The sequence below is a fragment of the Salinicola socius genome, from assembly GCF_001937195.1.
GTDB lineage: Bacteria > Pseudomonadota > Gammaproteobacteria > Pseudomonadales > Halomonadaceae > Salinicola > Salinicola socius.
In genome coordinates this window covers 78,399-99,439 of record NZ_MSDO01000021.1, presented here as the reverse complement: position 1 = coordinate 99,439, position 21,041 = coordinate 78,399, and the positions used below count along the sequence as shown (strand labels likewise).

Here is a 21,041-nt window from a genome sequence, read left to right as displayed (position 1 = left end):
ACCAATTTCTTCACACAGTGTCGATCGCGGTTTCCGATTTTTCGGAAATGGCGGAGAGGGAGGGATTCGAACCCTCGATAGGGCTATAAACCCTATACTCCCTTAGCAGGGGAGCGCCTTCAGCCACTCGGCCACCTCTCCGATCAGCACGGCGCGTAGATTACCGATTCCATGGCAGGTTGTCCAGCCGACAGGCCAAACTTTTTTCGAAAAAAACCTTAAAGGATGAAGAAGTTACCGATGAGCGAAGGAAGAAGGCGGATGCCGGCAGACGAAGAGGATGTTCGGGGATAGCCCGAGCCGATAAAGGGGACGACTTCACCAGCTCAGACGGTACCAAAGCGCCTATCCAGCACTCACGCGCCAGGATCGCCGTCTTCGTCTTCGGATTTCTCGCGCTGGATGCGCTGATAGATCTCTTCACGGTGGACGGCCACATCCTTGGGCGCATTCACGCCAATACGCACCTGATTCCCTTTCACCCCCAGAACGGTGACGGTTATATCGTCGCCGATCATGAGAGTCTCTCCCACGCGACGGGTCAGGATGAGCATTATCTGATCTCCTTCTCAGGTCCTTCTTCCATTCTCGGGTGACGCTCTCGGGCCTCCTGCGAAACGAGCCTGCTACCCGAGAGCCGATTATGCGTCATACGGGCTCTCAGGCCAATGACGCCATTCCATGCAACCCCGCGGCAACGTTGAAAGAACGCATGTTCCATTCACTTTCTTCCAACTCACCCTTAGCGTAGAACGCCTGAGACATTCGTGAAGGGGTTATTCGATTATTCGCTCTGAATACTGTCTTTATCGAGACCGAAAGCCGTATGCAGTGCTCTCACCGCCAGCTCCATCGCCTTCTCGTCGATCACCACGGAGATCTTGATCTCGGAGGTCGACACCATGCGGATATTGATATTCTCTTCGGAGAGCACGCGGAACATCTTGGACGCGACGCCGGCGTGAGACCGCATCCCGACACCCACCAGAGACACCTTGGCAATGTTCTCGTCGCCGCGAAGCTCGCCCCCGCCCAGTGCCGGGATGACGTCATTCTGCAGAATGCGTGTGGTCTGCTTGTAGTCGCCCTTGGCGACGGTGAAGGTGAAGTCGGTGTAGTCGCCAGCCGGGGCGACGTTCTGCACGATCATGTCGACTTCGATGTTGGCATCGGCGATCGGCCCCAGGATCCGCGAGGCAACGCCCGGGACATCAGGGGTGTTGAGCAACGTCAGCTTGGCTTCGTTCGCCGTGAAGGCGATACCGGAAATGAGCGGTTCTTCCATCGATTCGAATTCCTCGTCTGCCACGATCAGCGTGCCTGGGCCTTCCTCGAAACTCGAAAGCACGCGTAACGGTACGTTGTATTTGCCGGCGAACTCCACGGCGCGGATCTGCAGCACCTTGGAGCCGAGGCTAGCGAGTTCCAGCATCTCCTCGACGGTAATCTTCTCCAGACGCCTGGCCTTGGAGCAGACTCGGGGATCCGTGGTGTAGACACCGTCGACATCAGTATAGATCTGGCACTCATCGGCCTTCAGCGCAGCGGCCAGGGCGACACCGGTCGTGTCCGAACCGCCACGTCCCAGCGTGGTGATATTGCCTTCTTCGTCGACACCCTGGAAACCCGCGACGACGACGACCTGGCCATCGTCCAGATCTTCCTGAATCTCATCGGTCTCGATCCGCTGGATGCGCGCCTTGGTGTGCGCGCTGTCGGTGCGAATACCCACCTGAGCGCCAGTGTAGGACGTCGCCGGTACCCCCAGCTGGTGCAGAGCCATGGCCAGCAGCGAGATGGTGACCTGTTCGCCGGTCGAGACCAGCATGTCCATCTCGCGGGGCGTGGGATCCTCGTTGATCTGGCTGGCCAGCCCGATGAGGCGGTTGGTTTCCCCGCTCATGGCCGATACCACGACCACGACCTGATGGCCGGCATCGCGGTCACGCTTGACCTTCTCTGCCACGGCCTTGATCCGCTCGACCGAGCCGACCGACGTGCCTCCGAACTTTTGTACGTATAGCGCCATGAGTCTGTTTCTCGCTCCCTAGCGTTGTCGGCCGACGCTGACGCCGGCCGTGAATGCATTTAGCCCGGCCGCGTTCAGCCCAGCCTCGCGGCGACCCAGGCCGGCACGCCTTCCAGCGCCGCCGGCAGCTGCGTCGGATCGCTACCGCCCGCCTGCGCCATGTCAGGGCGCCCACCGCCCTTGCCGCCCACCTGGGCGGCGACGTGATTGACCAGCTCGCCTGCCTTGACCTTGGCGGTCAGATCGTCGGTCACCCCGGCAATCAGACTGACCTTGCCATCCTGAGCCGTCGCCAGCACCAGAACCCCGGAGCCCAGCTTTTGCTTGAGCTGATCGTGCAAGCCGCGCAGTTCCTTGCCCGAGATACCGTCGACCTGCGTTGCCAGCACCTTGATCCCGTCAACATCCTGGGCTTCAGCCAGCAGATCGTTGCCGGCCGCGCTCGCCAGCTTCGCCTTGAGCCGTTCGAGCTCCTTCTCCAGCGCGCGTTGGCGCTCCAACACCGCATCCAGACGCTCGACGATCTGATCCGGCTTGGCTTTCAGCCGCTCACCGACGGCGTCGAGCTCACGCCCTTGGGCGTCGAACCAGGCCAGCGCACCCTCGCCGGTGACGGCCTCGATGCGACGCACGCCGGCCGCCGTGCCGGACTCGGAGACAATGTGGAAAGGTCCGATATCGCCACTGCGCGCGACATGGGTACCACCGCAGAGCTCGATCGAAAAGTCGTCACTGCCGATCGTCAGTACCCGCACGCTATCGGCATACTTGGCTTCGAACAGTGCACGAGCGCCCTTGGCCTTGGCTTCGTCGAGCGTCATCAAGTCAGTCTGCGTCGGCGCGTTGGCCAGCACCTGAGCATTGACGATCCGCTCGATCTGCGCCAGCTGTTCCGGCGTGAGCGGTTCGAAATGGCTGAAATCGAAGCGCAGGCGATCGGCGCTGACCAGCGAGCCCTTCTGCTGCACATGCTCGCCCAGCGTCAGCCGCAGCGCTTCATGGAGCAGGTGAGTCGCCGAGTGATTGCGCATGGTCGCCTGCCGCAGCGAGGGGTCGACCTGCGGCGTGAGAACCTCGCCGACGCTCAGGCGGCCGCCGACCATCACACCTTCGTGCAGATGATGCCCGGCCTGCTTGCGCGTGTTGGTGACCTGGAAGCGGCCATCGGTCGCCTGCAGATAGCCCGTATCGCCCACCTGCCCGCCGGACTCGCCATAGAATGGGGTACGATCCAGCACGACCACACCCTTCTGGCCCTCCTCGAGCGCGTCGAGAGGAGTGCCCTCAGCATCGACGATCGCCATGACCGTCGACGAGTCCTCGAGACGGTCGTAACCGGTAAACTCGGTGCTACCCTCGAGCTCGAGCGCGGCGCCGTAGTCACCGCCGAACTGGCTGGCGGCTCGCGCCCGCTGGCGCTGCGCCTCCAGCTCACGCTCGAACCCCGCCTCGTCGAGAGTGACGCCACGCTCGCGGCAGACATCCGCGGTCAGATCGAACGGAAAGCCGTAGGTATCGTAGAGCTTGAAGATCGTCTCGCCCGGCAGGATCTCCCCGTCGAGTGTGGAGAGCGCCTCCTCGAGCAGGCCCATGCCATGATCGAGCGTGCGCGCGAACTGCTGCTCTTCCTTCAACAGCACGCGCTCGATCTGATCGCGAGCCTGGCGTAGCTCGGGGTAGGCTTCGCCCATCTCGGCATCCAGTGCCGCCACCAGCTTGTGGAAAAACGGCTCGCTGGCCCCGAGCTTGTGGCCATGACGCACGGCACGACGAATGATCCGACGCAGCACGTAGCCGCGCCCTTCGTTGGACGGCAGCACACCGTCGACGATCAGAAACGCGCAGGAGCGAATGTGATCGGCGATGACACGCAGCGACGGCGTCTTGCTATCGTCGTGACCGGTCACCTCGGCCGCCGCCGACAGGAGATTTCGGAACAGATCGATCTCGTAGTTGGAGTGCACGCCCTGCATCACGGCCGCCATCCGCTCCAGTCCCATGCCGGTGTCGATCGACGGCTTGGGCAGCGGATTCATGTTGCCGGATGCATCGCGATCGAACTGCATGAAAACGAGGTTCCACACTTCGATGTAGCGATCGCCATCCTCTTCCGGGCTGCCCGGCGGGCCACCCCAGACCTCGGGGCCATGATCGTAGAATATCTCCGAGCAAGGGCCGCAGGGGCCGGTATCGCCCATTTGCCAGAAGTTGTCCTCGTCCAGACGCGACAGACGCGCCGGGTCGACGCCGATGTCATCGATCCAGATCCTCGCGGCTTCATCGTCACTGATATGGACGGTGACCCAGAGTCTGTCCTTGGGCAGCCCCAGCACTTCGGTAATGAAAGACCAGGCATAACGGATGGCGTCGGCCTTGAAGTAGTCGCCGAAGCTGAAGTTGCCCATCATTTCGAAGAAGGTGTGATGGCGGGCGGTATAGCCAACGTTGTCGAGATCGTTGTGCTTGCCGCCGGCGCGCACGCAGCGCTGCGCCGAAGTGGCGCGCACGTACGGGCGGGGGTCGCGGCCGAGGAAGACATCCTTGAACGGAACCATGCCAGCGTTGGTGAAGAGAAGCGTCGGGTCGTTTTCCGGCACCAGAGAGGCCGAAGGCACGATCGTGTGTCCGAGATCCTCGAAGTAGCTCAGGAAAGCCTGTCTGATATCTGCACTTTTCATAAACAATCCGTGGCGATAGGCGCGCCCACGGCGGCTAGCAGACCACGTGGCGACGCAAAATCCGGCAACGAAAAGGCGCCATCAGCACCTCTCCGGCCATCGCAAAGCGCATTAGTATAACGTGGTCGGCCGATAGTCTGTCGAGTGCGACACCGTTGTCGCCGGGATTCGACGACGCAATGCCTCCGCGACTGGCGCGGGAGAAACTGGATCCGTGCGTCCCGTGAACGCCGATATCAGGCGTACCGAGGCCAAACTCAGGTTATCGAGAGGCTAGATTAGAGGAGAGGCGCGAGAGACTGCGAGGAAAATCAGCAGGGCGGCAGCTGTCGTGGCGTTACTTGCTGCCTACACGAAAGGATCGGCGGTATGGCGCGCCGTGAATCGAAGCAGTCGGGAGGAGAGAGCGCATCGAACATCAGCGGCCCGATCAGCTCTCTTCGCGCCAGGCGTGGGTCATGGCGTGGCGGACATGGTCGAACTCGAAACCGCGCCCGGCCAGGAAGCGCTCGCGCTTGGCACGCTCTCTGGGCGTAGCGCCGGGGCCGTCGAAGCGCTTGGCGAGGGCCTGGCAGGCCAGGCTCTGCCAGTCGGGCGATTCCGCCTCGAAGGCCAGCGTCATCAGCGGTTCGTCGACGCCTCGCTGGCCCAGATCGACGCGTATTCTAACCGGCCCCTGCCCCCGCGCGATGCGCGAGCGCACGAACACCTCCTCAAAACGCGCATCGGACTGAAGCCCGTCTTCGGCGAGCTGGTCCAGCGTGCGATGGATTTCATCACTCTCGACCCCCTTCGCGCCCATCCGAGTCGCCAGCTCGGCTCGGGAATATTCGCGCCGGGCCAGAAACTGGATGGCAATGTCTCTGGGGGACACATCTCGCAAGGGCGCCTCTCCCGACGAAGCATCGCAAGAGGAATCACCCCGGGCGGACCTGCCGCCATTACCGAACATCAGTACCGCTCCAAGGCTACTTACAGTAGCGTATCGCTGGAATCATCGCTTTCGGCCACGGCGGCTTCAGGCGCCTTTTCCTTGGTCGTCGGTGCCGCCAGCAACTGGGCCCGAATCTGAGTTTCGATTTCGTTCATGATCTCGGGATGCTCTTCCAGATACTGCGCGGCATTGGCTTTGCCCTGGCCGATCTTGCTGCCCTTGTAGCTGTACCAGGCGCCGGCCTTGTCCACCAGGTTGCACTGAACGCCGAGATCGATCACCTCGCCGGCGTGGTAGATGCCCTTCCCGTACAGAATCTGGAACTCAGCTTGGCGGAACGGGGGCGCCACCTTGTTCTTGACCACCTTGACCCGGGTCTCGTTGCCGGTGACCTCGTCGCCCTGCTTGACCGAGCCGATGCGGCGAATGTCGAGGCGCACGCTGGAGTAGAACTTCAGGGCGTTACCGCCTGTCGTGGTTTCCGGGCTACCGAACATGACACCGATCTTCATGCGGATCTGGTTGATGAACACCACCATGCAGTTGGCGTTCTTGATATTCCCGGTGATCTTGCGAAGCGCCTGCGACATGAGGCGCGCCTGCAGACCGACGTGGGAATCCCCCATCTCCCCTTCGATCTCGGCACGCGGTGTCAATGCCGCGACGGAATCGATGATGATGGCGTCGACACCGCCCGAGCGCACCAGCATGTCGCAAATCTCGAGCGCCTGCTCGCCCGTGTCGGGCTGCGATACCAGCAAGTCGTCGAGATTGACACCCAGCTTCTCGGCGTAGGCGGGATCGAGTGCGTGCTCGGCATCGATGAAGGCGCAGGTCTTGCCATCCTTCTGTGCCTGAGCGATGACCGACAGCGTCAGCGTCGTCTTGCCCGAGGACTCGGGACCGAAGATCTCGACGACACGGCCGTAAGGCAGCCCGCCGACACCCAGCGCGATATCCAGCCCCAGAGACCCTGTCGACACCACCGGAATCGCGGTACGCGGGGTGTCACCCAGACGCATCACGGTACCTTTGCCGAATTGGCGATCGATCTGTGACAGAGCCGCATTGAGTGCCTTGCTGCGGTTTTCGTCCTGTGCCATGAACGTCTCCTATGAATGCGCAGGGTGAGACGGGGCAACGCCTTTCGCGTCGCTCGGCTCACATACTGTATGGTTAGACAGTAGTATGGCGAAAAAAAGCTCGCGCGCCTATCCCCGTCGTCAGATTTTCAATCATGTCTCGAGCAAAGGCTACGGAATCGATCCCTTCGCTGTCACCGGGGCACCATCGGAGTCATCATCCGTCAGCGCCTCGATCAACCCCGCCAACGCCACCGACACGGCCTGCTCGCGCACGCCCTGGCGATCACCGGGCAGATGATGGCAGCACACACGCTGGTGTCGCTCATTGCCCCAGGCAAACCAGACCGTACCCACGGGCTTGTCAGGCGTACCGCCATCCGGACCGGCCACACCGCTGACAGAGACGCCCAGTTCCGCGCCGCTGTCGCGGCATGCCCCGACGACCATCTCACGCACGGTCGCCTCGCTGACGGCGCCGTGAGCATCCAGCGTGGCGCGGGAAACGCCCAGTAGACGCTGCTTGGAAGTATTGGCATAGGTCACGTAACCCGTCTCGAAATAGGCGGAGCTACCGGCAATCGCGGTAATCGCACTGGCGACGCCGCCGCCGGTACAGGACTCCGCCGCCGTCACTCGCACCCCTCGAGCCAGGCAGACCTCGCCCAGCCGCCGAGACAGCTCGTAAGCCCCCAGTTCAATATCGTGAGGCAGGATGGAGTCCGATACCATGAATGGCTCCTCGTTGATCAGAGACAAGATTTCTACCAGAGCATACAAGTATGTCCAAAGGCGAAGCTCGTACCGAAGAATAGGAATTCTGGGGGAGATAGCACTCAACGCGCCCAAAATCCATATCAGCGGAAGCTCAAGGATAGCGATTCGGTGCCGATAAAGCGTCATGGCACCACCGCCTCTCTTGTCATGGACACCGCATGAATTCCGGCATTTCCATCGCCCTGATCATTATCGTGCTGCTGGCGCTGGCCGTCGGCGGCGTGCTGGCCAGCGACCTTGGCTGGCCCCTGCCGGTCCATGCGTTGGCACCGCTGGGCGTGTATCTGCTGACCCTGGTATTGGCGGGCTGGCTGTGCGTCCAGCTGATGGTTCTGGTCAAGGGACTCAAGCGCCAGCAGCAGGCATTGATCGAAAGTCAGGACGCGGTGCGCCGCCAGCTGGAAGCTGCCGAACTGTCACAGTTGATGGGCCAGTTCGTGCAGCATGCTGAAGCGCTGCTGGACAAGGAGAGCCTCGACCCGAACAAGCGTAGCGTGATGCGCTGCCTGGCGATCGACGCGCTACGGGGCAACAGCGGCCGGGGCGACGTGAACTACACCCGCCTGGCACGGCTGTTCGAGTGGCTGGACGCCGAGGCAGAACGGCATGAAAACGATGCGCATCGGCTGCAGCTGATGCTGCCGACGCTCATGCAGTACGCCGAGATCGCCTGGCAGCTGTGCCAGATCGGCGAAAGCCAGAAGGAGCGACTGTCACGCTTTCTCAACCATCAGCCGGCACAGCCATCGCGCGACGACGGCTGAGCCAATCCAGATAGATCCTGGTCCCGCTTGATCTAGTGTGGTGTCTCACAAATACCATCCAACAATATCGGTCCCTGGCGCCGCCATGCATCCGATATTTCTTCGCGTTACTTGCGAGACGCCGCACCAGGTTTTACTTGATCGCCGCCGTCAGCGTGATCTCGACCTTGAGCTCTCTGGCCGGCATCGGTGCAACGATGCAGGTTCTCGCCGGCGCATGCCCATCCGGCACCCAGGCGTCCCACACCGCATTCATGGCCGCAAAATCCTCGCCATCCGCCAGATAGATCGTGGCCGAAAGCAGATGCTCGCGATCTGATCCGATCTCCTCCAGCAGCGCCTCGACACGAGAGAGCATGCTGATCGTCTGGGCGGTAATGTCCCCGTCACGGGCTTCGGCACCCGTCACCTGGCCGCAGAGATAGGCGGTGCCGTTGTGAATCACCGCCCGGCTCATGCGGGTTTGTGGATCGTGGCGTTGAATGGTCATTCGAGACTCCTGAAGGCCTGCCAATAGCGGCCGATGGTCATCGATGCCACGACGACATTGGCGTGTCGTGGCGATCAGTCAGTATAAGGATCAGCGCAGTATGAGGGTCAGCGTAGTATGCGGGGTCAGCGCAGTATCAGCGTTGCCGTTCGCGTATGTCGCAGCATGGCGGTCGTGGTGCTGCCGACCAGCAGGTGACGGATTCGCGAGTGGCCATAGGCGCCCATGATCATCAGATCGATCTTCTGTTGATCGGCATAGTCGGCGAGCACTTCATCGACGTCACCGGCCAGGATCGTGCCCTGAGCATCGACCTGCCCCTGACGAAGCCGGTTCAGCGCCCACTCGAGCTGGGCTCGCTGGTCGTCGGTGCCGGCACCGATCATGACCACGTGACAGACCAGACCATTGAGCAGCGGGCTGTCGGCGATCATCTCGACGCCCTTGCGGGTCGTCTGGCCGCCGTCAAAGGCCAGCAACAGCCGAGATGGCGGCTGGAACTCGGGAGGCGTCACCAGAATCGGCGTGTGCAGCGTGCGCACGACCCTCTCGAGATTGCTGCCCAGATGTTCGAGCGCTCCATCCGCCGACTCGCCGCGCTTGCCCAACACGACCAGCCGGGTCTGGGCCTCGCGCTCGACCAGAGATTCGATCAGATCACCGTGACGCAACGCGGTGGTTACCGCCGCCCCCGGAGCCAGACGCTCGGCCTGGCCTCGGGCCGCTTCCAGCAACTCCCGGCCGTGCTGCTGAGCCAGCTTGGCGCGCTGTTCGTCGAGCTGGGTCAGTTGCTCGCGCAGGTGCTCACGACTGCCGAGACCAATCTGCCCACTGGCATCGGTGGCGCCCAGACTCGGCGCCTTGCTCAGCACGTGCAGCAGCTCGAGCGGCGCACCGATCCGCTCGGCGGCCCACGAAGCCGCGGCGCAGACTGCAAAAGCGTGGCGCGAATCATCGATGCAGGCCAGAACCTGACGTTCACTCATGGGATTCTCCTTTCAGCCATTATTGGTTGATGATGGAAAGCGGGCCAGCCCGGCCCGATGACCAGGGTTCAGTGGCCCATGAGCTTTTCTACCGCGTCCGGCTTGTCATGCACCCCGAATCGATCAACCAGGGTGGCACTGGCCTGATTCAGGCCAATCACCTCGACCTCGGTACCTTCGCGGCGGAACTTGACCACCACGTTATCCAGCGCTTCGACCGCGGTAATGTCCCAGAAGTGAGCGCGGGAGACGTCGATCGTCACCCGTTCGATCGCCTCCTTGAAATCGAACCCGGCATTGAAGCGGGTCGAGGAAGCGAAGAACACCTGCCCCACGACGTCATAGTTGCGCGTCTTGGCGTCGCCGTCCATGCGACTCCCGATGTAGAGAATCTGCCCGACCTTGTTGGCGAAGAACAGCGAGGCCAGCAGCACGCCGACCAGAACCCCGATCGCCAGGTTGTGGGTCGTCACCACGACGATCACCGTGGCGAGCATGACGATGTTGGTCGACATCGGATGGCGACGCAGGTTGACGATGGATTCCCAACTGAACGTGCCGATCGAGACCATGATCATCACCGCGACCAGCGCGGCCATCGGAATCTGCGAGACCCAGTCACCCAGGAAGACCACCAGGATCAGCAGGAAAGCGCCGGCGATCAGGGTGGATAGACGCGTACGACCGCCGGATTTCACGTTGATCACCGACTGGCCGATCATTGCACAACCCGCCATGCCGCCAAGCAGGCCGGAGGCGATATTGGCAACGCCCTGTCCCTTGCACTCGCGGTTCTTGTCGCTCGAGGTATCGGTCAACTCATCGACGATCGTCGCGGTCATCATCGACTCCAGCAGGCCGACGATGGCGATGCCCAGCGAATAGGGGAAAATGATCATCAAGGTGTCGAGGTTGAGCGGCACGTCCGGCCACAGAAACACCGGTAGCGAGTCCGGCAGCTCGCCCATGTCCCCCACGGTACGAATGTCCATGCCGCTGACCATATAGACGATCGTCAGCACCACGATGCAGACCAGCGGCGACGGCAACGCCTTGCCGATGACCGGCAGATACGGAAACAGATAGATGATACCGAGCCCGGCGGCGGTCATCGCATAGACATGCCAGGTGACATCGGTCAGTTCCGGCAGCTGCGCCATGAAGATCAGAATGGCGAGGGCGTTGACGAAGCCGGTCACTACAGAGCGCGACACGAAGCGCATCAGCTCGCCCAGCTTGAGATAGCCGAATACGATCTGGATCACCCCCGTCAACAGCGTTGCGGCCAGCAGATACTCGAGGCCATGATCACGCACCAGGGTCACCATCAGCAGTGCCGTGGCGCCGGTCGCTGCCGAGATCATCCCCGGTCGGCCGCCGGTAAAGGCGATCACGACGGCAATCGAGAACGACGCGTAGAGACCGATCTTGGGATCGACGCCGGCGATGATCGAAAACGCGATCGCCTCCGGAATCAGCGCCATCGCGACGACGGCGCCAGCCAGCACGTCGCCACGGACATTGGATAACCAGTGTTTTTTTATCATCTCAAGCATGGGCAAGTTCCCTGTCATGGGCCGCGGTGAACCGTCATGGGCTGCTACCCGCCTGATCGCACGGAGACAGGATGACCACCTGTACTGCCCGTCATTGACGCGGCGTCAGCAAAGAGTGCCATCAAAGGACGGCCACGCAGTCGCGGCAAGAATTTGGATTGAATGGGTCGAACGAATACGAGCCGTCTCGCCGATACAGCGGTATCGGGACAGCCAGACGCGCGCATAGAAGGCACGTCGAGGTGGGGGCGTTACGCTAGGGTGGCGTCATGCCGGTGATGTTGTCGAATCGGTCTTGCATGAAGGCGACCTTGTCGAGCGCGTGATGGATCGAGGACTTTCAGCGCGCAAGATTCTACCACCAACGTCGAAAGGTTCCCAGACGGAATAGGGAGGGGCATCTGCGGCCAATGCCATCGTCTAGCGGTTATGCGCTTCCAGAAACCGTTGCATGGCTTCGACGGTGGCATCACTGCAGTGGTGTTCGATACCTTCGGAATCGGCTTCGGCCACATGGGGCGGCACGCCCAGTGCCAGCAGCGTCGACAATACCAGTTGATGGCGTGCCTCGACCTTTTCGGCCAGCTCACTGCCTTTCACGGTCAGAAAGACGCCGCGATACGGACGCGCCTCGGCCAGCCCGTCACGCTTGAGCCGCGCAATCACCTTGGAGACCGCAGCGGCACTGACGCCGAAACGCTCGGCCAGATCGCTGGCCCGAGCTTCGCCGTGGTCGCGATGTAGCTGCGCGATCTCCTCCACGTAATCTTCCACCAGCTCCTGCTGGTGGTCGAGGCGCGTACGCTCGAAGCGGGCATAACGGGGGCGTGGCGTCACTGACATGATGTTCTCATCGACGGGCAGAATGATGGGCGGCGGGAGCCTTTCAGGAGTTCGCCCGCGCGCGTCCTTGAAAGCCTACAGCAACTCGAAGGCCAACACATACCCATTCAGCAAGATGATGATCGCCGCGATGAGGCATCCCAGCCCGGTTACCCAGCGACGGTTGGTCAGATTTCCCATCAACCGGTGCTGTGCCGTGAAGTGGATCAACGGAATCAACGCAAAGGGAATGCCGAAACTGAGGACCACCTGACTGGCGACGAGAACCTGCTGCTCGGGGAAACCCAGCATGATCACCACGATCGCCGGCAGCATCGTCAACAGGCGGCGCAGCCACAGCGGAATGGTGAAGCCGACGAACCCCTGCATCACCACCTGGCCCGCCATGGTGCCGACGATCGACGAGGATAGCCCCGCCATCAGCAGTGTAAAGCCGAACAGCGTGCTCGCCAGATCCCGATCCATCAACGGCGCCAACAGCTGATAGCTCTGCTCGATGGAAGCGACGCCGGTACGGCCGTTATCGAAGAAGACCGAGGCGGCCAGTGCCAGCATCGACAGATTGATGATTCCGGCGATACCCATGCCGATGATCACGTCCCAGCGGTAATAGCGCATGGCACGGCGGCGCTGTTCGTCGGTATGAGTCGCCACGCGGCGCTGCGACAGCGACGAGTGTAGATAGATGACGTGGGGCATCACCGTCGCGCCCAGGATCCCGGCGGCCAGAAACACCGCGTAGCCATCGGGAAACTGCGGCAGGAGCAAGCCCTGAATGGCCGGCGCGGCCTCGGGTCGCCCCATGATGATCTGAATGACGAATCCGGCGGCCACCGCCAGCAGCATGCTGCCGATGATGACCTCCAGCAGGCGGAAACCGAAGCGCTGCATGTAGAGCGCGGCATAGGTGATCGCGCCCGTGAGCAGCGCCCCTTCGAGCATCGTCATCCCGAACAGCAGATTGAAGGCCAGCGCGGCACCGAGGAACTCGGCCAGGTCCGTGGCAATCGCAACCAGTTCGGCCTGGACCCAATAGAACCAGACCAGCGGGCGCGGATAGCGATCCCGGATCATCTCCGCCAGATTCTTGCCGGTTGCCAGACCCAGCCGCACCGATAGCGTCTGGATCAGCATCGCCATCAGGTTGGCCCACAGCACCACCCACAGCAGGACATAACCGTAACGCGAGCCCGCTTCGATGTTGGTGGCGAAGTTGCCCGGATCGATATAGGCGACTGCCGCGATCATTGCCGGGCCGAAAAACGGTAGAAAGCGCGACAGCCCCGATCGACGGCGAGCAGTCGCCGGCGCCGACAGGCGTTCGTCACGGGATTCGGTCAAGGAGTTGGACACGACGGCCTCTGGAGATGATCAACATACCCAGGCAACGATGCCTCGGTTATCAAGTTAAACCTCGGTTGATAAAATATACCCCAGTTACCGATGACGCAACGGTGACCCGCCATGAGTTATTTCAATCAGGGTGATTGATGATTTCGGTGGTGGCTGTCGGGCGCTAGCGCCACTGCAGAACCGGCCACCCACGCGCTTCGGCGATTTCGCGCAGGCGGGCGTCCGGCTGGGTGGCGTGGGGATGGTCGACGAATTCGAGCAAAGGCAGGTCATTGAAGGAGTCGCTGTAGCCCCAGGTCTCCCAGCCTTCGGCAAAGCCGGTGTCGTGGCTGGATAGCCACGCTTCGAAGGCGTCGAGCTTGCCGCGCTGGTAGGTCTGGATACCGGTGGGCTCGCCAGTGAAACGACCGTCGGCATCGAGCTCGGGCAGCGTCGCCAGGGCACCGTCCGCGCCGATGGCGTGCGCGATGGGCTCGACCAGATGATGCATCGAGGCGGAGATCACCAGCGTGGCGTGGCCGTCCCGGATGTGGGCCTGGAGCCGCGCGACCCCTTCCTGCATCAAGCGCGGGCGAACTCTGTCCTCGACGAAGGCGTCGACCTGTTCTTTCACCACCCCGCGAGTGCGACCGATCAGCGGTGCAAGGGTAAAACGCAGATGATCGGTCATGTTCAGCGTGCCGGCATGGTACTGCTTGTCGTGCTCGCGCATCTGTTCCAGCAGAGCCGACCCGTCCTCGACCCAGCCGCATTCGATGATCCATTCGAGCCAGAGATGGGTACAGTCGCCATCGAGCAGGGTGTCGTCGAGATCGAAGATGGCGAGTGCGGATGGCCGGTGTGGCGAGGGGAATTGTGACGTGGCCAAGCGAGGCTCCATGGTCTGTCGGCGGAATGAATCTCAAGCATACACGCTCTCGCCGCGGCATTGAGCCGTCGTCATGTCTCTTCCGACACGTTGGGGTCAGGCTTGCGGCTGCTGAAGCCCGCCATGGTCTTGAATGCCTCCATGATGTCCATTGGCAGCGGAAAAACGATGGTTGAAGCGTTCTTGTTGCTCATGTCGCTCATGGTTTGCAGGTAACGCAGCTGCAGCGCCGCCGGATTGCGGGACATGATATCGGCCGCCTCGACCAGCTTCTCGGCGGCCTGCTGTTCGCCCTCGGCATGGATCACCTTGGCCCGGCGCTCACGTTCGGCTTCGGCCTGGCGCGCGATCGCACGGATCATGCTCTCGTCGAGATCGACATGCTTGATCTCGACATTGGCGACCTTGATCCCCCAGGCTTCGGTCTGGGTATCGATGATCTCCTGGATGTCGTCGTTGAGCTTGTCCCGCTCCGAAAGCATCTCGTCGAGATCGTGCTTGCCCAACACCGAACGCAGCGTGGTCTGCGCCAGCTGACTGGTGGCGTTGACGTAATTCTCGACCTGGATGATCGCCCGCTCCGGGTCGACGACACGGAAATAGAGCACCGCGTTGACACGCACGGTGACGTTATCCCGGGAGATGACGTCCTGTTCCGGGACGTCCATGGTAATCACGCGCAGATCGACCACCTGCATCTTCTGCACCACCGGTATCAGGAAGAACAGCCCCGGCCCTTTGACATCCTGGAAGCGACCGAGAAAGAACACCACGCCGCGGCGGTATTCCGGCAGAATCCGGACCGAGGCCAGCAACAGCAGAATCAGCAGTACGACGGGTACCAGATAGGCCAACATCATCTCGTCTCCTCCCAGGGGGCCGGGGTCGGTTCGACACTGACGGTCAAACCCTCCAAGGCCGTGACACGAAGCTTGTCGCCGTCATGAATGCTGCCCTCGCCACGGGCCCGCCAGCGCTCGCCATGCAGCAGCACCTTGCCGCGGCCGGCGGAAAAATCCCCCAGAGCCACCGCATCGGCGCCGATCAACTCTTCACGACCGGCCAGAGGAGCCCGCCGTCGCACCGTCATCAGACGCATCACACCCCACAGCAGGAAGCCGGCGGCGATCAGTGCGGTACCGCCGATCAGCGGCCACGCCACGGCACTGTTGGCCTCGTCCATCAGCAGGATGGAACCGATCACGAAAGCGACGATACCGCCCGCACCAAGCGCACCGAAACTGGGCAGGAAGGCCTCGCCAACGATCATCGCAAGACCCAGCAGCACCAACCCCAGCCCGGCCAGATCGATCGACAGCACCTGGAAGGCAAAAAGGCCCAGCAGCAGGCTGATGCCCCCGATGATGCCCGGTACCAGCGTGCCGGGGCTGGCGAGTTCGAATACCAGCCCGTAGAAGCCGATCAGCAGCAAGCCGTAGGCCACGACGGGGTTGGCAATCAGCGAGAGCAGTGAAGTACGCCAGCCCGGCCCTTCGCGAACGAGTTCGATGCCTTGGGTCGACAGCGTCTTCGCACCGTCCGCCAGCGCGACCTGCCTGCCATCCAGCTGCGTCATCAGATCCTCGAGATCGGTGGCCACCACATCGATGACATTGCGATCGAGCGCCTCCTCCGCGCCGAGATTGTCCGCCTCGCGCACGGCCTGCTCGGCCCAGTCCGCATTGCGCCCGTGACGCTCGGCGTAGCCACGGATCGTCGCCACGGCATCCTCGATCATCTTCTGGCGCATCGCCTCGCTGTTGGCGTCCTCGCCCGACGCCTTGCCCAGCGTCACTGGCGTCGCCGAACCGAGATGCGTACCGGGCGACATGGCTGCGACGGGGCTGGCGTAAAGCAGGTAGGTACCGGCGCTGGCCGCCCGCGCCCCGCTCGGAGTGACGTAGGTCGCGACCGGCAGCTCGGCGGCAAGGATCGCCTGAGCCAGACGGCGCATCGATTCGACCTGTCCACCGGGCGTGTCGAGCTCGATGACCAGGAGCTCTGCGCTCATCGCCTCGGCGCGATCGATGCCGCGTTCGACATAATCACGCGTTGCCGGATTGATGCTGTCGTCGAGCGTCAGCACCATTGCCCGATTCGCGGCAGGCGACTGGGCCAGTCCGGTCAGCGCCAAGAGCAAGCCAGCCAACAGACAGACGAGCCAGGCCGCGCGGCACCACCGCCGCGTCATGAGTCTGCGAGTTCCACCCGTCGAGTCGGCCATATTGGCAGCGTAGCCAGTTTCCGGCGTTCGCGCCGTTAGACGGAAGTCCCGTTCGGCTCAGCTGCGACGCTTTCCCTCGCGTTCGAGGACCACCTGGAACTGGTCCGACAGCGCCTCGAGATCGGGCGCCATCATGTCGGGCGCGTCGCCCCAGGGTTCGAATGGGGTATTGGGATTGCGCTGGATCCAGGCAGCCCGCAGACCGGCGTGCCGCGCGCCGATGACATCGAAAGGATTGCTGGAAACCAGCCAGGTGTTGTCGGGGCGGCTATGGGTGCGCTGGCGCAGATGCGCGTAGACGACCGCATCGGGCTTGTACCGCCGCACTTCCTCGACGCTGATGATATCGTCGAACATTGCCGTCAACCCGGCATGGTCGAACAGCGACTCCAGGCTCTGACGGCTGCCGTTGGAGAACGCCACGCAGCGCACGCCCAGTCCGCGAAGACGCTCGAGCGCAGCGGGAACTTCCTTGAACGCTGGCAGCCGACGGTAGACGACCATCAGACCCTGCTTGAACTCCTCGGTAAAACGCGAGCCCCGCTCCTGATCGACCAGATCCAGCGCTTCCCGTTGACACTGAAAGAAATCGACGTAAGCGCCCATCAGGCCACGGCGAAAGGCGAACTCGAACTGTTTGTCTCGCCAACGCTCCGCGAAGGCGACCGCATCATCGCCGATCCGGGAGGCCAGGGGCGCGACGACGCCCTGCGTATCCACCAGCGTCCCGTACACATCGAATGCCAGTACCGGTGTTTGCATGCTAAATCCTTGGTCAACGTGTTTCATATTGCGTTTTTTGTCACTATGAGCTCACGAATTCGGGGAAAAGCCGAACGAAATCATTGTTCTGTTTTGTAATGTCGGAGTGACAAACCATGCGCCTGGATTACGCCGGACCGTATCCCGAGCCGGTGGGATTTCTGCTGGTCCCGCGCTTTTCGATGATGGCGTTTTTCTCCGCCGTGGAACCGCTGCGAATCGCCAATCGATTGGCGGGCCGTGAGCTCTATCGGTGGCTGTTGATCAGCGAGGATGGTCAGCCCGTCACCGCCAGCAACGACATGACCCTGCTGGTCGACTGTGGCCTGGCAGACGCGCCCTCCCTGCCGACACTGGCGGTATGCGCCGGTTTCGAGCCTGAGCGCGACCGATCGCGTCGTCTGGCGCAATGGCTTCACCGTCAGGCCAGCGAAGGTTGCCTGCTGGGCGGCATCGACACCGGCCCGCTGATACTCGCCGAGGTCGGCCTGCTCGACGGCCATCGTCTGACGCTGCACTGGGAGAGTCTGCCCGCCTTCCGCGAGCGTTTTCCGGGACTCGAGGCCGTGGAATCGCTGTTCGAGATCGACGCCCGCCGCTTCACCTGCGCCGGCGGTGCCGCGGCCATGGACATGACGCTGAGCATGATCGCCAGTCGTCACGGTCAGGGCCTGGCCGACGATATTTCCGAACAGTTGATCCATGCTCGTCTGCGCCCGCGCCAGGATCACCAGCGATTGCCGCTGGCGAAACGACTGGGCACACATCGCCGGCCACTGGTCGACGCAGTGGCGCTGATGGAGCAGCATCTCGAACAGCCGCTGTCGATAACCGAACTCAGCGAGCGGATCGGCCTGTCGCTGCGCCAGCTTCAGCGGCTGTTCCTCGATGAACTGGGCAAGCGCCCCCGGGATTACTACCTCGAACTGCGCCTGGATCGAGCCCGGCATCTGCTCGAGGAGACCGATCACGACATTCTGAGCATCGGGCTGGCCTGCGGATTCGGCTCAGCCTCGAGTTTTTCCCGTGCCTACCGCCAACGCTACGCTCAGGCCCCGAGCGACGCGCGTCGCGCCGGCCGAGTCCCGCCGGAAGACTAGCCGCGGCGAATGCCGATTCGACGCCCGGCAGCGCTGGGCCATTCGTCACCCGCGGCCGGCAGCGAAGCAACCGCCGTGGCCACCGGCTCGGGAAACGGTGCCGGCCGGCCACTGGCCACGTCGATCCCCATCAGCATCTGTTCGCTGGTCGCGAGCACGTCTCCATCCACATTGTTCAGCGTGAACAGCACGTGCAGACGCTTGGCGTCGCTGTCGAGCAGCGTCAGCGCCACCCGCAATCCTTCACCGCGATGCGCTTGCTGGCGATAGCAGAGATGGGTCTCGAGGGTATAGATCGTATAGCCATGCTCGGCGCGACCGGCCTCGTCGAGACCGACGCGATCCATCACCGCCTCCACCGCCAGCGAGAACACGCGGGCGTACTCGGCATCGTTCATGTGGCCGTTGTAGTCGACCCAGGCATCCAGCACCCGGGTCTGGAAAAGCGGATCATCCGGAATCGTGGTCATCAAAGGCGCCTCGCTCATCAAATCCGTCTCGTTCATTAAATCCGACCCTGGAGCCCTTCGGCTTCCGGCCAGTATTTCTGGGTCAGCTCCAGCAGTTCGGTGAGAAACGCATCGCGGCGTGTCTCGAGCTCGGCGACGCTGCGGCCGGCGGCCTGATGCTCGCAGCCATCGGCGACCCTATCGATCAGTTCGTCGGTCAGCTCCGGCGCTTCCAGCTTGGTCCACGGCAGTTTCAGCGCCGGGCCGAACTGGTGCAGCATGTGTCGCATGCCACCGTCGCCACCGGCCAGATGGAAGGTGAGGAACGTCCCCATCAGCGACCAGCGCAGACCGCAGCCGTAGACCACCGCCGCGTCGATCTCCTCGGTAGTGGCGACACCGTCGTTGACCAGGTGCAGCGCCTCGCGCCACAACGCTTCCATCAGCCGATCGGCGACGTGACCTTCGATCTCGCGACGCACCACCAGCGGACGCATGCCAAGCGCGGCATACTGTGCCTGGGCGCGCTCGATCACCACCGGCGCGGTGTGCTCGCCACCGACCAGTTCCACCAGCGGCAGCAGATAGACCGGGTTGAACGGATGCGCCACGATCACGCGCCCTGGCGCCCGATCGCAGGCGGACTGCAGATCGCTCGGCTTGATGCCGGAGGTCGACGAACCGATCACCACGTCCAGCGGCGCCAGCGCGTCGAGCTGGCTCAACACGTCGTGCTTGAGCGCCAACCGCTCGGGGACGTTCTCCTGGATCAGCTCGGCGCCCTCGACGGCGGCCTCCAGTGAATCGACGAAGGTCAGCGCCTCGGGATCGGCGTTCTCGGCGAGCCCCAGCCGCTCCAACGCCGGCCAGGCGCGCTCGACGAAGGCGCGGGTGCGCTCCCCGGCAGCGGGATCGGGATCGAAGGCGGTGACCCGGCAGCCGGCCGCCAGGGCGCGGGCGATCCAGCCGTTGCCGATCACGCCGGTACCGATCACAGCGACATTGCGGGGAAGAGTGGAAGCAGTCATCAAGACCCTCCAGGGCAGTTCGGAAAAGGAAAGCCCGCGAACCCGCGCTCACGTCTTCGCTGAGCGCGGGTTCGCCAAAAGGGCTGGAATGGGGCTGGCGTGAAATCAGGCCAAGCGTGAAATCAGGGCTTGCGCAGTCCCAGCGACTCACGGGTCTGGGCCGGCGTCTGCACCTTGCCGCCGAGATTCTCGGCGATGGTGGCGGCACGCTCGACCAGCTGCGCGTTGGTGGCGAAAACGCCCTTGCTGAGATAGAGGTTGTCTTCCAGGCCGACACGCATGTGCCCGCCCATGATCATCGACTGCGCCGCCATGGGAAACTGCTGCCGACCGATGCCGAACGCGGACCAGATCGCGTTTTCCGGTAGCTTGTTGCGCATCGCCAGCATGGTTTCGGTGTCGGCCTCGGCTCCCCAGGGGATGCCCAGACAGAGCTGGAACAGCGGATCGCCATCGATCAGGCCTTCCTCGACCAGCTGGCGCGCGAACCAGACATGGCCCAGATCGAAGCACTCGAGTTCCGGCTTGACCCCCGCCTGCTGGATCAGCCGCGCATGTTCGCGCAGCCAGTCGGCGCTGTTCAGATAGACCATGTCGCCGAAATTCAAGCTGCCGCAGTCCAGCGTGCAGAGTTCCGGCAGCAATTGGCCCACCGGCTCGTGACGCTCCGCTGCAGTCTGCAGATCGGTGCCTTCGAGCCCGTGGATCACGCCATCGCGAATCTCGGGGAACAGATCGCCACCGCCGCCGGCGGTGATATTGATCACCGCATCGACATCGGATTCGCGAATGCGCTCGACCACTTCACGAAAGTGATCGGTGGAGTGGCTGACGCCGCCGGTTTCCGGGTCGCGGACGTGCAGGTGGACGATGCTGGCACCGGCACGAGCGGCGTCCAGCGCGCTGTCGGCGATCTGCTTGGGCGTGACGGGCAGATCCGGGTGTTTGTCGGCAGTGTCGCCAGCACCGGTAACGGCACAGGTCAGGATGACATCGCGATTCATGAGATAGCCTCTGGGTCCAACCCCGAACCGGTAGCGGTTCGCGGCATTGCATGAGTGCACCCGCCGGGTGCGTGTCGATGCTCCCCATTGTGGGTGCCGCACCGTCGCATCGAT

At 62.8% G+C, this 21,041-nt stretch carries 20 protein-coding genes and 1 tRNA gene; 2 read left to right on the top strand and 19 right to left on the bottom strand.

The annotated features are described in order from the left end of the window. Nucleotides 1-48 precede the first annotated feature (48 nt). The 7 genes from BTW07_RS14425 to BTW07_RS14395 all read right to left on the bottom strand — a co-directional run bounded on the left by BTW07_RS14425 (nucleotide 49) and on the right by BTW07_RS14395 (nucleotide 7,455). A tRNA-Ser gene (locus tag BTW07_RS14425) sits at nucleotides 49-141 on the bottom strand. 215 nt (nucleotides 142-356) lie between these two features. Further along, entirely contained in the window at nucleotides 357-554 is a 198-nt protein-coding gene (csrA, locus tag BTW07_RS14420; protein ID WP_075570877.1) for a carbon storage regulator CsrA, read from the bottom strand. A gap of 230 nt (nucleotides 555-784) precedes the next feature. Beyond that, on the bottom strand, nucleotides 785-2,029 hold the full coding sequence (locus tag BTW07_RS14415) for an aspartate kinase (RefSeq protein WP_075570876.1): 1,245 nt from the start codon (nucleotides 2,027-2,029) through the stop codon (nucleotides 785-787). A 74-nt stretch (nucleotides 2,030-2,103) separates the two neighbouring features. Then, nucleotides 2,104-4,707, bottom strand: a complete 2,604-nt coding sequence (gene alaS, locus BTW07_RS14410) for an alanine--tRNA ligase (protein ID WP_075570875.1) — start codon at nucleotides 4,705-4,707, stop codon at nucleotides 2,104-2,106. A gap of 430 nt (nucleotides 4,708-5,137) precedes the next feature. Further along, a complete protein-coding gene (locus BTW07_RS14405) occupies nucleotides 5,138-5,590 on the bottom strand; it encodes a regulatory protein RecX (protein WP_075570874.1) in 453 nt (150 codons plus the stop codon). Between the two features lie 89 nt (nucleotides 5,591-5,679). Beyond that, entirely contained in the window at nucleotides 5,680-6,744 is a 1,065-nt protein-coding gene (gene recA / locus BTW07_RS14400; RefSeq protein WP_075570873.1) for a recombinase RecA, read from the bottom strand. Between the two features lie 150 nt (nucleotides 6,745-6,894). Next, the gene (locus tag BTW07_RS14395) at nucleotides 6,895-7,455 is read right to left on the bottom strand and encodes a CinA family protein (protein ID WP_075570872.1); all 561 of its coding nucleotides are present in this window, start codon (nucleotides 7,453-7,455) and stop codon (nucleotides 6,895-6,897) included. Between the two features lie 203 nt (nucleotides 7,456-7,658). Here BTW07_RS14395 and BTW07_RS14390 point away from each other — a divergent pair, with 203 nt between their 5' ends. Then, the gene (locus tag BTW07_RS14390) at nucleotides 7,659-8,264 is read left to right on the top strand and encodes a hypothetical protein (protein ID WP_075570871.1); all 606 of its coding nucleotides are present in this window, start codon (nucleotides 7,659-7,661) and stop codon (nucleotides 8,262-8,264) included. 133 nt (nucleotides 8,265-8,397) lie between these two features. On the opposite strand, the gene BTW07_RS14385 is transcribed toward BTW07_RS14390, so the two are convergent. From BTW07_RS14385 to BTW07_RS14345, 9 genes are all read right to left on the bottom strand, one after another. Next, nucleotides 8,398-8,754 carry a RidA family protein gene (locus BTW07_RS14385; RefSeq protein ID WP_075570870.1) on the bottom strand — a complete coding sequence of 119 codons (357 nt, stop codon included), beginning with the start codon at nucleotides 8,752-8,754 and terminating at the stop codon, nucleotides 8,398-8,400. Between the two features lie 125 nt (nucleotides 8,755-8,879). Next, nucleotides 8,880-9,740, bottom strand: a complete 861-nt coding sequence (locus BTW07_RS14380) for a universal stress protein (RefSeq protein WP_075570869.1) — start codon at nucleotides 9,738-9,740, stop codon at nucleotides 8,880-8,882. Between the two features lie 68 nt (nucleotides 9,741-9,808). Further along, on the bottom strand, nucleotides 9,809-11,296 hold the full coding sequence (locus tag BTW07_RS14375) for a SulP family inorganic anion transporter (RefSeq protein WP_075570868.1): 1,488 nt from the start codon (nucleotides 11,294-11,296) through the stop codon (nucleotides 9,809-9,811). Nucleotides 11,297-11,716: 420 nt separating this feature from the next. Continuing rightward, nucleotides 11,717-12,139 (bottom strand): manganese-binding transcriptional regulator MntR, encoded by a 423-nt coding sequence (gene mntR, locus BTW07_RS14370; protein ID WP_075570867.1) that lies wholly within the window; start codon nucleotides 12,137-12,139, stop codon nucleotides 11,717-11,719. A gap of 75 nt (nucleotides 12,140-12,214) precedes the next feature. Next, a complete protein-coding gene (locus BTW07_RS14365; RefSeq protein WP_232823828.1) occupies nucleotides 12,215-13,492 on the bottom strand; it encodes an Nramp family divalent metal transporter in 1,278 nt (425 codons plus the stop codon). Nucleotides 13,493-13,655: 163 nt separating this feature from the next. Next, the gene (locus BTW07_RS14360; protein WP_158025883.1) at nucleotides 13,656-14,360 is read right to left on the bottom strand and encodes an HAD family hydrolase; all 705 of its coding nucleotides are present in this window, start codon (nucleotides 14,358-14,360) and stop codon (nucleotides 13,656-13,658) included. Between the two features lie 71 nt (nucleotides 14,361-14,431). Next, complete coding sequence (locus BTW07_RS14355; protein WP_075570865.1) at nucleotides 14,432-15,220, bottom strand: slipin family protein; 789 nt, start codon at nucleotides 15,218-15,220, stop codon at nucleotides 14,432-14,434. Continuing rightward, on the bottom strand, nucleotides 15,217-16,551 hold the full coding sequence (locus BTW07_RS14350) for an NfeD family protein (protein WP_075570864.1): 1,335 nt from the start codon (nucleotides 16,549-16,551) through the stop codon (nucleotides 15,217-15,219). Before BTW07_RS14350 ends, BTW07_RS14355 begins: the two co-directional genes overlap by 4 nt. A 90-nt stretch (nucleotides 16,552-16,641) precedes the next feature. Further along, nucleotides 16,642-17,346: a haloacid dehalogenase type II gene (locus BTW07_RS14345; RefSeq protein ID WP_075570863.1), complete on the bottom strand. Its 705-nt coding sequence runs from the start codon at nucleotides 17,344-17,346 to the stop codon at nucleotides 16,642-16,644. Nucleotides 17,347-17,462: 116 nt separating this feature from the next. Here BTW07_RS14345 and BTW07_RS14340 point away from each other — a divergent pair, with 116 nt between their 5' ends. Then, nucleotides 17,463-18,446, top strand: a complete 984-nt coding sequence (locus BTW07_RS14340) for a GlxA family transcriptional regulator (RefSeq protein WP_075570862.1) — start codon at nucleotides 17,463-17,465, stop codon at nucleotides 18,444-18,446. Here BTW07_RS14340 and BTW07_RS14335 read toward each other — a convergent pair. From BTW07_RS14335 to BTW07_RS14325, 3 genes are all read right to left on the bottom strand, one after another. Continuing rightward, nucleotides 18,443-18,934, bottom strand: coding sequence for a thioesterase family protein (locus tag BTW07_RS14335; protein ID WP_075570882.1), 492 nt, complete (start codon nucleotides 18,932-18,934; stop codon nucleotides 18,443-18,445). The two genes, BTW07_RS14340 and BTW07_RS14335, sit on opposite strands and share 4 nt — an antisense overlap. 17 nt (nucleotides 18,935-18,951) lie before the next feature. Further along, nucleotides 18,952-19,923 (bottom strand): L-carnitine dehydrogenase, encoded by a 972-nt coding sequence (locus BTW07_RS14330; protein ID WP_075570861.1) that lies wholly within the window; start codon nucleotides 19,921-19,923, stop codon nucleotides 18,952-18,954. Nucleotides 19,924-20,045: 122 nt separating this feature from the next. Further along, the gene (locus BTW07_RS14325) at nucleotides 20,046-20,927 is read right to left on the bottom strand and encodes a beta-keto acid cleavage family enzyme (protein WP_075570860.1); all 882 of its coding nucleotides are present in this window, start codon (nucleotides 20,925-20,927) and stop codon (nucleotides 20,046-20,048) included. Between the last annotated feature and the right edge of the window lie 114 nt (nucleotides 20,928-21,041).